This is a genomic window from Sulfurimonas sediminis (assembly GCF_014905115.1).
Lineage (GTDB): Bacteria > Campylobacterota > Campylobacteria > Campylobacterales > Sulfurimonadaceae > Sulfurimonas > Sulfurimonas sediminis.
Genome location: NZ_CP041235.1, coordinates 52974 through 67065 on the forward strand (window position 1 = coordinate 52974; position 14092 = coordinate 67065).

The following is a 14092-nucleotide window of genomic DNA, read 5'->3' on the forward strand; positions in this document are numbered from 1 at the left end:
ATTTATTTTAGCAAACAAATACTTTATCTGACATTTACCCTTTTCATAGGCGGTTTGTAGTGTGGGTCTTTGCCCTCTACCGTCCATAACTCTTTTGCCAAGGCACTCACTGTTTTTTTGAAATCATTCTCTACCAGTGCAAGGTCTGAAAAATTCTTAAAAAGCAGCTTTTCTTCTTCTTTACATGTAAGCGGAGTCTCCTGTTTTGGCAGAGTGAGTGCTGTTTTGTTTTTCAGGTTGCAAAGATGCCAGAGACTGAGAAAATCTTCGGAGTATTTGTTCAAAATATGGTGGGCATAGAGCTGAAAGTTTTTGTATTTGCTTTTTTCAAAAAGTTCTACAATGAGTGTCAGCGTCTCTTTTAAGTGCACAAACGGGACCATGGAAAAGAGCTGTCTTGCCACACTCTTTCCGCTGTCATGTTCTGCACCTATAAAAACTCTTGCTCCTCCGTCGGTATCTCCGAAGTTGTTGGTTTTTAGCCCTATAAGCCCGATGTCGGTGTGGCGGTGGCGCCCGCAGCCTTTTGCACAACCTGAAAAACCGACTTTTATTTTATGTTTGTAGATTTTTTCCAGCGGCAGGTATTTGGCACTTTCATCTTTAATGCTCCAGACCGCATAGGGACAAAGATTGCCGGCACAAGCAACTATCGTGGAGCTGAGTGCGGGTGAATCAAAAGGCGCTACTTTTTCATTCACACCAATGATGTAGATATTTTGGTCTATGCCCAAACGGATTTGGGCATTGTGTTTGTTGGCATAATCACTGATTTGGCGCATCTCTTCGGGTGAAAGACGTGCAAAATCTGTTTGATAACAAAAGGCGTATTTGTTGTTATTTAAAACTTCAAACTCTTCAAACTCTTTATGCAGGAGTTGTATTTCACCTGCAGTGTCGAACTGTTTGCCATATACATCCTCCATAAGTTCTTTGAGCCTGTCCAGTCCAAGCTCTTCTATCATGTAAAAAAGTCTGGTTTTAGAACGTGAAAATCGAGAGCCGTGTGTATAAAAAGTCTCTACAAAAGCCGTGAAAAAATCAAAAACCTCTTCGTAGCGTAAAAATATATCTGCATCTTGGGCAATCTCGGTGTTCTTGCCGCCCATATAAACATTAAAGCCGTAAGTCTCCTCTTTTTTGGCAAGCGCAAAGTAGAGATCGTTTGCAAAAAAGGAGTTGACATTTGCCTCGTTACCCGAGATACCGATACTCACACGGCGGGGTAGCATACCGACATATTTCGGGTTTTTGATGATGTAATCCTGCATCTGTTTTATCAGCGGATAGACTTCTATTTTTGCGTGTCTGTTGACACCGTCATAGACATCGGTTACGATATTTCTGATGTTGTCGCCAAAACTCTGCCAGGTAATAAGTCCGTTTTCATTTAAGAGTCTGAAAAGTTCATGGACATCGTCAGCTTCGACATCATGGAGCTGAAAGCCTGCTCGTGCCGTGATGACGAGGGTCAAATCATATTTGTTGACTATATCTGCTAAAAAGTTAAACTGTTTTGTGCTGATTCTGCCTCCGGCTACACGAATACGAATGGTGAATTCATCTTCCAAAAAATCGGTATTGAAAATCCCAAAATCCTGCAGATAGTACCGGTCACCTTCACCCAGACTCTCAAAATCAATGGTATCAAACTCTTTGACAAAATAGTCATAGGGTTTGAGTCTGGCTTTGTAGCGTTCACGTTTGTTGAGTTGTTTTTCCAAATTTTCTTCCTGCATAAGTACCTACATGTAAAATATGAAAGGATAGTAGCAATTTTTTCTTTACATGTAGATGATATAGGTCAATTTTGTGTTTTCAAGCCGCAAAGCCCGCACTGAAGTACGAGTTCCGAAGAGGAGGTTTATATTTCTTCGGAATCGGTACTTCAGTGCCGACTGTTGCAATAGTCTTGCCACTCTCAGCCGGCACTGAAATACCGGTTCCAACAATGGGATTTGCATTTTTAAAACTAAATTCTTTTCTGAAATATCGACTGTTATTGATAACAAACAAACTATGTTATAATTAAAACAAAAAAAGGACAATACCCATGGCAAAAGAACACTCATTTGATATAACGGCAAAAATAGATATGCAGAATTTGAAAAATGCTATTAACCTGGTAGACAGAGAAGTCTCCAATCGTTACGATTTCAAGGGAACACCGTATGAAGTGAATCTGAAAGAAAAAGACAAAGTGCTGGTACTTGTGGCTTCGAGTGATAACAAACTTGATGCACTCAAAGACATTGTCATAGCAAAACTGCTCAAACAGGGGCTTTCCTCAAAAGTGCTGGATGAACTTCGTGTGGAAGATGCCAGCGGAGGCACACGCAAGGCAACTTTTAAAATTGTAGATTATATAGAATCAAAAGAGGCAAAAAAAATTACAGCAGAGATAAAAAAGATGAAACTCAAAGTCAATGCACAGATAGAAGGGGATTCTATTCGTGTAAAAGGTGCGAAACTTGATGATCTGCAAAAGGTGATAAAGATGGTGCGTGAAGGCGAGTGGGAAGCGCCTTTGGTTTTTGAAAATATGCGTTAGCAGGGGAAAAAAGATGAAAAAGATGAGCATAAATGATGCGGCTGAGTATTTTGGTGTTTCAAAAGAGGCTATACACAACCGGGTCCGACGGGGTTCTTTGCAGAGTGTTGTAGAAAACGGTGTCAAAATGGTGCTGCTGGATGAGACACAGGCAAAAACAGGGCGAAAAACTGTGCAGCCAAGACGCCCTACACCCAACAACGACAGATATTACAAACTTCTTGAAGAACAAAATCAAAAACTCCAATCTCGTGTGGATACTCTGGAGAATGAAACACGGAGCCTCAGAGACCAAAAAGAGCAGATGCTCATAGCCGAGCGTGAAAAGATAGAAAGAATTTATAAAGAAAAAGATGAACAGCTTAAAAATATTCTCAGCACAATTTCATCACAGTTTATGCTCAATGCACCACAGGAAGCAGTAGCCGAGGATGAGATGCTTGAGGCAGAGATAGAATCCGAAGTCGTAGAAGAGAGCAAGGTTGTCTCTTTGAACAGGCATCTTAAAAAACGTGGTTTTTCAGCAAAAAAAATCAAAAAAATCAAAGCAAGATTTAAAAAGAGTGCAAAAAAAGATGAAAGAATTATTATTGTAGGGAAAAAATATTACATAGATACAAAAAAATATGACTATAGTGATATAATTGGCTAATCTTTTTTAAGGAATCACTCCATGAATATTATTATTGCGGGTGCCGGAAAGGTAGGTTTTAACCTTGCCAAAACTCTCAGTATCGGACACAACGTTACGGTCATTGATAAAAATTCACAGGCTTTGGACAGGATACAGGAGAGTCTGGACATTTTACCGCTTCAGGGGGATGTCGAGGATATACATACATATAAGCGTTTTATCGGTCAGGAAATCGACCTGTTTATAGCAGTGACAAATATTGACAATGTGAATCTTATTGCTGCAATGACAGTAGATGCCGCTTTACATGTAAAGAGAAAATTTGTACGGGTGCAAAAATATTTTTTTCAAGAGCAGATTATTCAAAAAAGACTTGCTGTTGAAAAAGTTATTTTCCCTTTAAAGCTTACCTCGGGGGCAGTTTCTTCACTTCTTTTGTACCCAAAAGCAAATAATGTAAAATTTTTTAAATACACACCCTACAAACTTATTTCTGTTATGGTTTCAAGCAAAACACTTCCGCAAAGCATCAGTTCTGAGCATTTTAAAATAGTCGGCATTGAACGCAAGAAGGATTTTTGTATTCCTGATGCAGATGTGGAGATTCTTCCCAATGATCTTGTCTATTTTTTTGGTGATGAAAATGAAATCAAACAGGTGTGTCAGAAACTGGATGTGGACAACACTCTGGACATTCAAAGATGTGTTGTTTTTGGCGGTGGTGAACTCGGGATTGCCATTTCACAGGAACTTCTAAAAGCAGACAAAGAGGTCAAACTGGTAGAAAAAGATTTAAAACTTTGTGAAATAGCGGATGAAGAGCTCAAAGGCAGAGCTTCTATCATTAACTATAAATACGGTTCGCATGATATTTTTGAAGATGAAGGACTGGAGAGTGCCGATATCTTTATAGCAGCGACCAATAATGATGAGTATAACATCATAAAATGTCTCGAAGCAAAAGAGAGCGGCATCAAAAAAGTGGTTGCGATTAACAATGAAATGGAATATTACAACCTGATGCACTCTTTGGGGATAGTCGTCGTACGAGGTCCAAAAATGAGTGCCTATAATGCAATCATGGAAGAGATCAGTTCTACAGGTGTTGTTATTCAAAAAAGTTACTGCGGGGCAAAGGCAGTGGTTTTTATGCGTAAAGTTTTTCCTGGTTCTAAGCTTATTGACAAAGTGATAAAACCTTTACATGTAAAAGAATCCAGCGTCTTTTATATAAGAGAAAATGTGATGCAGAGCCTCAGTGAAAAAGTGAGACTGCAGGAAAATGATTTGATTGTGGCCTTTTGTGCAGTAAAAACAAGCGCAAAAGTGAAAGAATGGATTTATGAACTATAAAAATGTGCTGAAGATTCTCTCTCTGATAGGCATTACTGTTTCTGCACTTTTTTTGTTTGATGTCTTGATAGGCATTATATACCAAGAAGCGTATGGAAAATTTTTGCTTTATGACGGAGTGTTTTTTTTGATCAATCTTGGCGTGTGGCTGTGGCTGAGAAAGCATGAACTGGATTTGAAAATAAAAGAGAGCATACTGGTGGTTAACCTGCTTTGGGTGTTGCTGGGCGTTGCCGGAGCCATACCGCTGTTTCTTTATACAAATGTGTCGCTTGCCTCTTCGTTTTTTGAAGCTATCAGCGGATTTACAACAACGGGAGCAACAGTTTACAGCGATATAGAAGCTCTGCCCCATTTGATACTTTTTCACAGAAGTCTGATGCACTGGCTTGGAGGGCTTGGAGTCATTGTCTTGGGTGTCGGGCTTTTGTCGGTTATCAATCCTACAGGAAGCCTCTCTCTTTTTAAAGCCGAATCAACAGGAATTTCTCTTGAAAAACTGACACCAAAAATAAAAGATACAGCGCTGCGTCTGTGGATAGTATATGCGCTGCTGACACTGGTTGACATGCTGCTTTTGAAGTTTTTCGGTATGAGTTGGTTTGATGCACTCAACCATGCTTTTTCGACAGTTTCCACGGGAGGGTTTTCTACAAAAAATGATTCTCTGGGCTCCTTTGGCAATGACGGCATTATTTGGACAACGACAATTTTTATGATGCTTGCAGGGATAAACTTTTTAGCCCATTTAAAGCTTTATTTCAGGGATGTCAGCGGGTACAAAACAGAAGAGGTCAGATGGTATTTAATAATTTTTTTACTGCTGAGTCTTGCTTTGAGTCTTGTACATGTAGATATCAGCGGAGACTCTTTTTATGATGCCCTCAAACACTCATCTTTTACGATTGCTTCTGTTATGACAACAACAGGATTTGCAACGATAGATTACGGCTCCTGGTCGCATTTGGCTATAGCGATTATATTTTTAGGGCTTTTGATGGGAGGCAATGCCGGCTCAACGGCAGGGGGTATTAAAATCATCCGGCATGTAATTATTTTTAAAACACTCTCTGCGGAGCTTAAAAGAATACTGCATCCAAATATGATTATTTCTGTTTTTATCGACGGGCTCAAGCAAAAAGAGCGGATTTTGTCTTCAACCTTTGGTTTTTTTACGCTTTTTATGATTACTGTAGCCGTTGTAACCGTCTATATATATGCCCGGGGGTACGATGCCATGACTGCAGTTTCTGGTGCATTTGCCATAGTGGGCAATATTGGTCCCGGATTCTCTATGGTAGGCCCTGCAGATAACTTTTCTTTTTTCTCTGATTTTGATAAAATCTTTCTCTCAGTCGCTATGATTATAGGCAGACTGGAGTGTTATACTGTTTTTGTCCTGCTAAGCAGTTCTTTTTGGAAAAAATTCTAATACAATCTTAATAAAAAGTGTTATAATCTCTCTAAAGACTTTAAAGTAGAAAAACTTATGATACAAAAACATATAACAGAACAGACAGCTATTTTTTTCAGTGTTACAAAATGGGTTTTTCTCTCATCAATTATCGGTATAATGATTGGGGCGACAGTTACAGGCTTTTTAAAAATCTTAGCCTATAGTGAAACAGGCCGTTCTTTTTTGCCGTTTGAATACTACTACACACTTCCTTTTGCCCTTGTTCTGACTGTATGGCTGGTGAAAACCTTTGCCCCGAGTGCAGAAGGGCACGGGACGGAAAAAGTTATCTCCGCAATTCATAAAGATAACGGAAAAATAGATGTTTCTGTCATTCCCGTAAAAACACTTGCGACCGTTTTAAGTATTTTTGCAGGGGCTTCTGTCGGAAAAGAGGGTCCTGGCGCGCAGATTGGTGCAGGGGTTGCCTCTTTTGTTTCAACACTTCTGAAGTTTCACAAACAAGACAGAAAAAAGCTTGTTGTATGCGGGATCAGTGCCGGTTTTGCCACAGTCTTCGGTACCCCGATAGCCGGAGCAATTTTCGGTGTTGAGGTGTTGATTATCGGTGTCATTATGTATGATGTGCTTTTGCCTTCGTTTATCGCAGGTTTTGCCGCTTTTACAACAGCCCAGTTCCTGGGTATAGAATATACCTATTATGATCTCCATTTTTTTCAGGATATCTCTTTGGATATCTGGCTGATAGCCAAAGTGGTCATTGCCGGACTCTTTTTCGGTTTTGTCTCTGATGTGGTGATAACAACAATCTCCTACAGCCATACATATGTCAAAAGCATCAAAATAAATACCTACATCAAAGCTTTTGCGGGCGGTAGTTTGATAGTCGCGCTGACCTTGATTTTCGGTGAGCAGTATATAGGTTTGGGAATGAGTACAATTGCAGATGTTCTCAACCCCCATACCGCTGCTTCGCAGGATATTCACTGGTATACATTTCTTTTAAAAACAGTATTTACTTCTCTTTCTCTTGCCGCAGGAGGAAGCGGAGGTGTCATTACGCCTATTTTTTACATCGGGGCAACAAGCGGGCATTTTCTCGGCTCCATCATCTCTCCCGAACATATTACGCTTTTTGCAGCTCTGGGCTTTGTAAGCGTTGTTTCGGCTACCACAAATACACCTATTGCCTCAACGATTATGGCCGTAGAACTCTTCGGGATAGATATTGCACACTATGCGGCCCTTGCTGCAGTGATCAGCTTCTTGATTTCAGGGCACAGAAGTATCTTCTCTTCACAGATTTTAGCCATGCGAAAATCTGAAATGCTGAGTGTGAAAATAGGGGAAGAGGTAGAAAACATAAGTATTTCGCTGGAAAAACACGAGATGGATAAAATAGAAAAATTTCGAAGAAGACTGAATAAAAAACATAAAAAGCGCTGAGTGTTTTGGAGGGATGATTTGTTTTACAAATCATCCGATCTTAATCGCAGACCTTTAATGTGAGAAACAGGGTAGGCAAAGGTAAGGCCTCTTCCATCTCCTGTGATATCGAGTTTTGTGATGATTTCTCTTATAATTTTGTCTACATTCTTTGTCTGGGTGATAAACATCAGGTTCGCATCAGTCGCACCCGCATGGAGTCTGTCGTAAAAATTTTCCATATGTTCAAGACCCATACCGTGTGCACTCATGATAGTTACCCCTCTTGCACCCGCATCTCTTGCTGCAATAAGTGCCTCTTCCTGTTTGTTTTTTGGAACGATTACATGTACCGCAGAAAAGCTCATAAGTGATGAGTGCAAAGTCTCTGTACCGTCTACTCTTATGGTTGAAAGCTCCATGTTGTGGACATCTTCAAGTGCATGGCGAATCTCTTCTATGTGTATTTCCTCTTTCTCTTTCTCCCCTTTAACTCCCATTTTCTCTGTAATAATTCCATAGAGCATAACAGTAAGCATAGGAAATAAAGAAGCAAAGGCAATGAGCCCGAAACCGTCTATAAGCGGGTCACGTCCGTCTATATTTGTCGCAAGTCCAAGTCCTAGTGCTGCAACAAGTGGGACAGTAACGGTTGACGTTGTGACTCCACCACTGTCATAGGCGATGGGAATAATGTACTTTGGTGCCAAAAAGGTGAGAATGATGACAAAAATATATCCGCTTATGATGTAGTAGACTATTTCACCGCCGGTAACGATTCTGTAAGCTCCGAGTGCAATGCCTATAGCAACGCCCAAGGCTACAAAAAGACGAAGCACAAAGTCATTGATTTTACCGTCGCTGACCTCTTTTGCTTTTCTTGCGATTGCGGTGAGAGCCGGTTCTGCCATTGTGGTAGAAAAACCGATGAAAAAACCGAAAGAGTAGATGATAAGGTTGTTGTCATAGCGGGTAAGCTCAAATGCCATTGTCTCGCCGACAGAAAAAAGACCCATCTCCAAACCGACTATAAAGGCATCAAGCCCTAAAATAACCAGTCCGAAACCTATCATTACATGTTTGAGATTCTCTATAGGTTTTTTTAGAATAATGTACTGAAAAAAGAGAATAATCGCCAAAATAGGTAAAACATCTGTGATGACACCAAGTAGCCCTTTTAAAACAGTTATGGCACTGAAATCCAGGTTAACCGTCTCAATCTCTTTGATAACAGCAGGCACCACAGTTGCCGAAGCATCTATAAACTGGTAGACAACGATACCGTAAAACTGCACAAATATCATAGGTGTGAGCGAAGCAAAGGCGATGAGCCCAAAGCCGTCAAGCACAGGATTGCGCCCTTTGATGGTGGAAGCCAGTCCTATACCAAGGGCGGCAACAAGCGGAACGGTAACAGTAGAGGTCGTTACCCCGCCCAAATCATAGGCAAGACCTACTATCTCTTTTGGGGCAAAAGCAGTTGCACTGACAACCAAAATATACCCTGCAATGATATAGTAGTGGATAGGATGCCCTTTAATGATGCGCCATACCCCTAAAACAATGGCAAAACCGACAGAAAAGGCAACAACGGTTCTAAGCACTGTAGCGTCAATGCGTCCCGCACTGATACTGGCAGCCTTGTCTGCGATGACGATGAGTGCTGGTTCGGCAATGGTTGTTCCAAAACCTATCATAAACCCGAAAATCAAAATCCAAAAGGTTGAACCTTTATGGGCAAATTCACTCGCAAGTCCCTCTCCGACAGGGAAAATTCCGACTTCAAGACCAAGCAAAAATACGGCAAGCCCCACACCGACGATGCCTAAACCTATGGCAGTGCTCAGCCAGTTTGGCGGGACACTCTGGATGATGGCAAGCTGGAAAAACATAATCACAAGTATGATTGGCAAAAGGTCACGAAAGGACTCTTTTAGAAGTTGTAAAAAAGTTGAAATGCTCAGCACGTAAATTTCTCCCACATTATTTTTTTGCAATAATATCGAAAAATATTATAAAACTGCTATAATTTTAAAATGAAAACATTATTTATAGGTGGCATTAAGAGTGGCAAATCCCGTAGTGCCGAAAATTACATAAAAAAACTCTCAGACAAAAAACCGGTCTATCTTGCAACGACAGAATTTATAGATGATGAAATGCAAGAACGCATAGCACAGCACCAACAGCAACGCAAGAGTGATTTCATCACAGTCGAAGAGGCGATAAATCTCAAAGAAAAAATAGCTCTGCAGGAGGGTGCGGTACTTGTTGAATGCCTGAGTATGTGGATAAACAATATGCTCTACCGTGAAAAAAGTTATGCACAGATGGAAGCGGAAGTGGCAAACATTTTGGAGTTAAAACAAGACATCGTGTTTGTTATCAATGATGTGAGTTGCGGCATTATTCCTGAAAATAAACTTGCCCGGCAGTTTGTAGACATCAGCGGAAAACTTTCTCAACTGGTGGCGCAAAAATGTGATGAAGTCTATCATGTTGTTGCCGGCATCAGTACACAGATAAAATGAGCAGGCTCTTCAAAGGCTTTGCCCTGGCTGTTTCAATGCTTAGCATTGTTCCTTTTTTCAAAGTGCATGATTTTTACAAAGGCATAAACGGTTACGCGGTGATGTTCTATCCGCTTGTCGGTTTTATACTCGGTTTGCTTTTGTATGGTACTTTTTTGTTACTTACTCCTTTTTTCCCGCCTTTACATGTAAGCATCATTCTCTTTTCCTTATGGGTTTTAGTGACGGGTGCATTGCATCTTGATGGTTTTGCAGACACTGTAGACGGCTTGTTTGTTCCCAAAGAAAAGGCTTTACATGTAATGAAAGACCCTTATAACGGCGGAATGGGTATGATTTTTACGGTAGTGTTTTTGCTGCTAAAAGCATCTTCTGTAGCGGCTTTGGATGCAATGTATCTTTTGCCTGTCTTGCTCTTATGCTTTCACGTTTTACGGCAGTTGTTGCAATCTGTCTTTACCCCTATCTTTCTGCAAACGGAATGGGAGCTTTGGCAAAAAAAGAGTTTTCGCAAAAACAGTTTTTCGTAAGTGCGGTATATGTTACAGGAATGAGCATACTCTTTCACAGTTTTGTTTTGCTGTTTGTTGCTTTGTTTGTGCTGTTTGTCTGCAAACATTTTTTTATAAAACGATACGGCGGTTTTACCGGTGATATTTACGGTTTTTGCATAGAAGTGACAGAGCTTGTGCTTTTAAATGTCATTATAGTCGGTTTGGTATGAAAATAACACTTGTGCGTCATGGTGAAGTAGAAGAGGCATATATCGGTAAATATAACGGACATAACGATATAGGACTTTCAAAAAAAGGGCATGAGGATGCCAAAAATCTGGCAAAAGCCTTTACATGTAAAGCCTTTGATTTGGTCTACTGTTCAGACCTCAGACGGGCAAAAGAAACACTTGCTACTTTTTCTCAGGCAAAAAATGCCGTATATACATCAAAACTGCGGGAAAAGTCATGGGGAAGAGATGAGGGAATGGGTTTTGATGAAATCAGGGCGCAGGGTATAGAATATGAAAACTTTGCACAGTGGATAAAAGCCCTTGACGGCGAGCCTTATGAAAAATACATGCAAAGAGTCAAAGCATTCTTTTTCAAAGAGTTGCCTGTGCAAAAGGGCGAGAATATTTTAGTGGTCACGCATGCGGGAGTCATTAGAACTTTAATGGCAATAGTACAAAATCTCTCACTCGAAGATGCCTTTGCAATTGCGCTTCCTTATGCATCATATACTGTTTATGATACAAAATTACAAACTTTTAGCACTATTAAAACTTAGCTTCGCTATAATACCGCTCTTACAACAAAGGACAGCTGGCCGAGTGGTCGAAGGCGCTCGCCTGGAACGCGGGTGTAGAGCAATCTACCTAGGGTTCGAATCCCTAGCTGTCCACCACCGAAACATCAAATGCAATCAAATAAAATACACAAAAGAGCCTAAAAAACGGACTTTTTAACACTTCACTATAAAATACGATTAAATGCAAATAAATAAAATTAAAGAATTTTAGGGAGCGTTTTAGGGATATTTTTCTATAATGCTAAAATGATTTGAAGTAATCTGAAAAAAGTTATCCCTAAAAAGGAAGTTATCCCTATGGCGAGAAAAGCAACACCATTAACAGATACACAAATAAGACAAGCTAAGCCAAAAGAAAAAGAGTACAAACTTTTTGACGGTGGAGGGCTTTACCTCTCCATAAGCCCTAAAGGTGGTAAATGGTGGAGAATGAAATATATGTTTGAAAAAAAAGAGCATAGAATAGCACTGGGAACTTATCCTAATGTATCGCTGCGTGAGGCAAGAAAACAAAGAGACACTTTAAAAGAGAAGATAGTTATAGGGATAGATCCAGCTGCTGAAAAAAAAGAGCGTAAAAAGCAAATCAAGCAAAATGAGGAAAAGAAACAAAACACATTTAAAAAAGTGGCACTTGAAAAATTGCAAAGGCAATTAGAAGAGGGCATAAGTGAGAGCCACTACAAGAGAACATTACGAGGCTTTATAAATGATACTTTTCCATTTATAGGCGATATGCTTATAGATGAGGTTGTAGAAGATGATATTTTAAACATCATAGAGACTATGCATAAAAGAGGGGTTAAAAACTCTATACAAAAGGTTTACAGCGCTATTAACAAAACTTTTAAGTATGCGGTAGCAAAAAGATATACTAGGCGTAACCCTTGCGTAGGTTTTGATTTAAGCGAGATTATTGGCAAGGTTGAGGTAACAAACTATGCAACATTTACAAATGATACAGATATTAAGAACCTCATCATAAGCACACAACAATACCAGGGCGAAATCTCAACAAAATATGCCCTTTTATGGTTACTTCATACGGCAGTGAGACCGACAAACGCAAGGCTTGCATTGTGGGAAGAGATAGATACAGTAAAAAAACAGTGGATAATCCCCGCTAAAAAGATGAAAACAAAAAATGAACTCATAGTGCCTTTATCTTATCAACTCTTAGACCTTTTAGAAGATATTAGACTTTATAACGGAGACAGTCCTTATCTGTTTCCAAGTATAAAAAGTAAAACAGTGCCGCTTAGTGACGGCGCATTATTAGGAGCTATTAGGCGAATGGGTTACACTAAAGAGGAATTTACACCTCACGGTGCAAGGAGTATGTTTAGCACAATAGCACATGAAAAAAGCCCATTTAATCACGAAGCAATCGAGACGCAATTAGCGCATAGTGTAGGGAGCAGTGTAAGCCAGGCATATAACCGTGCTAAGTATCTTGATGAGAGGGTGGAGCTAATGCAGTGGTGGAGTGATTATCTTGATGAGGTGCAAAAATGAAAGCAACAGACATCAAACGAGGGATAAAACAATACAAAGATTTAGAGGAAATAAAAAATAAAGAAGAATTTTTACATTGCTTTGTCTATGAATTGGCAATTAGAGACATTAAAGAACTATTGATTAAGCGAATTAACGAATTTTATTTGAATGGTAGTGAATTATGTTTACATGTAGATACGAGAGAAAATTTACTAAATGAACTAGCAAAAAGTGATGAATATAATTCATTAAAAATTGAAGTTGCAAAACTTGAAAATTTAACAGGAATAGGAAAGCTTGTAGTATATAATATTTTAAAATTAGAAGATGATTTAAGGTATTACAATGGTTTAAATTTAGTTGATTTGTATATTGATTATACTTTCTTTAACGATGACTTTAGAGAAAAATTCTATTCTATATCAAATACAAAAAAAGAAGATACACTGATTTTAAAAAAAGATTTATATGATGGAATTATGAAAAGTGAAGCATATTTTCATAGTGAATATATAAGAGTAAAAAAATTTTATCCAAAAATGAAAAATGAAAATTTTAGAGATATAACAACACACTACGCATTAAGATATAAAAGACCTATGTTTCACGGAACTATTTTAAGTAATAATAAAAAAGCAGACATCACAATTAATGCAGATTTGCCAAAAGATTTGATTATGAATGAAGTTGAGAAGCTTGTAGACATCATTAAAAACGATAGTAAAAATATTGATTCGAATAAGGATAAAGTTTTGCATGCATATAGTAGCTTGTATGAAAAAAATGTAAATATTGCTTACAAACAAAAAAGGCTATTGGTAGACCACCACAATCCTCTAAAAACTCAATTTTAATATTTGAGCGATAGAGTCATCCAAATCCCATCTATTGTTGATGAGTTGTTCTTGTATAGATTTTGCACCATTAAGGTGTAAAATATTCAAAATCATACTTCTAAGAATAGTCATTAAAAATGGATTTAAATGACAATTATGAGCATCTTCTAAAAGTGAATTATCTTTGTATTGATGCATGGTTTCCACTTTCCAATGGTGTAAAATTTTATTGTGAAAGAATTCTGCACTTTCATGAAAATTTGCAATACAGAATTGAATTCTAGTGCTATTAGTAATCTCGCCAGTTTTATGATTTGTTGACTCTACTTTTTTTATAACTTTTATTATTGAGCGAATATGAGTTATGCCATTATGATAAAAAGTAGTTGGTTGATATACAAACACCTTCCTATTAATCCATTCATTAGATTGTTGGACAGGTTTAGCCTTGTAAATATTTCCTGAATTCCACGAATTCAAAAAAATTAAAAGAAGACCACCTATACATCCCTAAAACAGGGAGGCTGTGTTGTAAAAGTGGGT

Annotated in this window: 12 protein-coding genes, 1 tRNA gene and 1 pseudogene; 11 read left to right on the plus strand and 3 right to left on the minus strand. The window is 38.8% G+C overall.

What is annotated here, in order from left to right:
• Window positions 1–23 precede the first annotated feature (23 nt).
• Complete coding sequence (locus tag FJR45_RS00235; RefSeq protein ID WP_193150829.1) at window positions 24–1739, minus strand: nitrite/sulfite reductase; 1716 nt, start codon at window positions 1737–1739, stop codon at window positions 24–26.
• Between the two features lie 314 nt (window positions 1740–2053).
• Here FJR45_RS00235 and FJR45_RS00240 point away from each other — a divergent pair, with 314 nt between their 5' ends.
• From FJR45_RS00240 to FJR45_RS00260, 5 genes are read left to right on the plus strand one after another with little or no spacing between them, the layout of a single operon-like run.
• Window positions 2054–2551 (plus strand): YajQ family cyclic di-GMP-binding protein, encoded by a 498-nt coding sequence (locus FJR45_RS00240; protein ID WP_193150830.1) that lies wholly within the window; start codon window positions 2054–2056, stop codon window positions 2549–2551.
• A gap of 13 nt (window positions 2552–2564) precedes the next feature.
• Window positions 2565–3203, plus strand: a complete 639-nt coding sequence (locus tag FJR45_RS00245; protein ID WP_193150831.1) for a DNA-binding protein — start codon at window positions 2565–2567, stop codon at window positions 3201–3203.
• A 21-nt stretch (window positions 3204–3224) separates the two neighbouring features.
• Window positions 3225–4538 carry an NAD-binding protein gene (locus FJR45_RS00250; protein WP_193150832.1) on the plus strand — a complete coding sequence of 438 codons (1314 nt, stop codon included), beginning with the start codon at window positions 3225–3227 and terminating at the stop codon, window positions 4536–4538.
• Window positions 4528–5970: a TrkH family potassium uptake protein gene (locus tag FJR45_RS00255; protein WP_193150833.1), complete on the plus strand. Its 1443-nt coding sequence runs from the start codon at window positions 4528–4530 to the stop codon at window positions 5968–5970. The genes FJR45_RS00250 and FJR45_RS00255 overlap by 11 nt, the downstream gene beginning before the upstream one ends.
• Window positions 5971–6027: 57 nt before the next feature.
• Entirely contained in the window at window positions 6028–7401 is a 1374-nt protein-coding gene (locus tag FJR45_RS00260; protein WP_193150834.1) for a chloride channel protein, read from the plus strand.
• Between the two features lie 23 nt (window positions 7402–7424).
• Here FJR45_RS00260 and FJR45_RS00265 read toward each other — a convergent pair whose 3' ends face one another.
• The gene (locus FJR45_RS00265; protein WP_193151856.1) at window positions 7425–9347 is read right to left on the minus strand and encodes a DUF1538 domain-containing protein; all 1923 of its coding nucleotides are present in this window, start codon (window positions 9345–9347) and stop codon (window positions 7425–7427) included.
• 69 nt (window positions 9348–9416) lie between these two features.
• On the opposite strand from FJR45_RS00265, the gene FJR45_RS00270 reads away from it, so the two are divergent.
• From FJR45_RS00270 to FJR45_RS00295, 6 genes and pseudogenes are all read left to right on the plus strand, one after another.
• Window positions 9417–9911 carry a bifunctional adenosylcobinamide kinase/adenosylcobinamide-phosphate guanylyltransferase gene (locus FJR45_RS00270; protein ID WP_193150835.1) on the plus strand — a complete coding sequence of 165 codons (495 nt, stop codon included), beginning with the start codon at window positions 9417–9419 and terminating at the stop codon, window positions 9909–9911.
• A 35-nt stretch (window positions 9912–9946) separates the two neighbouring features.
• Window positions 9947–10635, plus strand: a pseudogene (locus tag FJR45_RS00275) (adenosylcobinamide-GDP ribazoletransferase).
• Window positions 10632–11195 (plus strand): histidine phosphatase family protein, encoded by a 564-nt coding sequence (locus tag FJR45_RS00280; protein ID WP_193150836.1) that lies wholly within the window; start codon window positions 10632–10634, stop codon window positions 11193–11195. Before FJR45_RS00275 ends, FJR45_RS00280 begins: the two are co-directional and overlap by 4 nt.
• Window positions 11196–11224: 29 nt before the next feature.
• Window positions 11225–11312: transfer RNA gene (locus FJR45_RS00285), tRNA-Ser, on the plus strand.
• Between the two features lie 201 nt (window positions 11313–11513).
• Window positions 11514–12731 (plus strand): tyrosine-type recombinase/integrase, encoded by a 1218-nt coding sequence (locus FJR45_RS00290; protein ID WP_193150837.1) that lies wholly within the window; start codon window positions 11514–11516, stop codon window positions 12729–12731.
• Complete coding sequence (locus tag FJR45_RS00295) at window positions 12728–13567, plus strand: hypothetical protein (protein WP_193150838.1); 840 nt, start codon at window positions 12728–12730, stop codon at window positions 13565–13567. The genes FJR45_RS00290 and FJR45_RS00295 overlap by 4 nt, the downstream gene beginning before the upstream one ends.
• Here FJR45_RS00295 and FJR45_RS00300 read toward each other — a convergent pair.
• Entirely contained in the window at window positions 13550–13954 is a 405-nt protein-coding gene (locus FJR45_RS00300; RefSeq protein ID WP_193150255.1) for a hypothetical protein, read from the minus strand. The two genes, FJR45_RS00295 and FJR45_RS00300, sit on opposite strands and share 18 nt — an antisense overlap.
• Between the last annotated feature and the right edge of the window lie 138 nt (window positions 13955–14092).

Bases quoted from the DNA above. Each gene is read 5' to 3' on its own strand.
- FJR45_RS00250 (WP_193150832.1), top strand. From the start codon at position 3,225: ATGAATATTATTATTGCGGGTGCCGGAAAGGTAGGTTTTAACCTTGCC.
- FJR45_RS00255 (WP_193150833.1), top strand. From the start codon at position 4,528: ATGAACTATAAAAATGTGCTGAAGATTCTCTCTCTGATAGGCATTACT.
- FJR45_RS00270 (WP_193150835.1), top strand. From the start codon at position 9,417: ATGAAAACATTATTTATAGGTGGCATTAAGAGTGGCAAATCCCGTAGT.
- FJR45_RS00260 (WP_193150834.1), top strand. From the start codon at position 6,028: ATGATACAAAAACATATAACAGAACAGACAGCTATTTTTTTCAGTGTT.
- FJR45_RS00280 (WP_193150836.1), top strand. From the start codon at position 10,632: ATGAAAATAACACTTGTGCGTCATGGTGAAGTAGAAGAGGCATATATC.
- FJR45_RS00245 (WP_193150831.1), top strand. From the start codon at position 2,565: ATGAAAAAGATGAGCATAAATGATGCGGCTGAGTATTTTGGTGTTTCA.
- FJR45_RS00235 (WP_193150829.1), bottom strand. From the start codon at position 1,739: ATGCAGGAAGAAAATTTGGAAAAACAACTCAACAAACGTGAACGCTAC.
- FJR45_RS00240 (WP_193150830.1), top strand. From the start codon at position 2,054: ATGGCAAAAGAACACTCATTTGATATAACGGCAAAAATAGATATGCAG.
- FJR45_RS00290 (WP_193150837.1), top strand. From the start codon at position 11,514: ATGGCGAGAAAAGCAACACCATTAACAGATACACAAATAAGACAAGCT.
- FJR45_RS00295 (WP_193150838.1), top strand. From the start codon at position 12,728: ATGAAAGCAACAGACATCAAACGAGGGATAAAACAATACAAAGATTTA.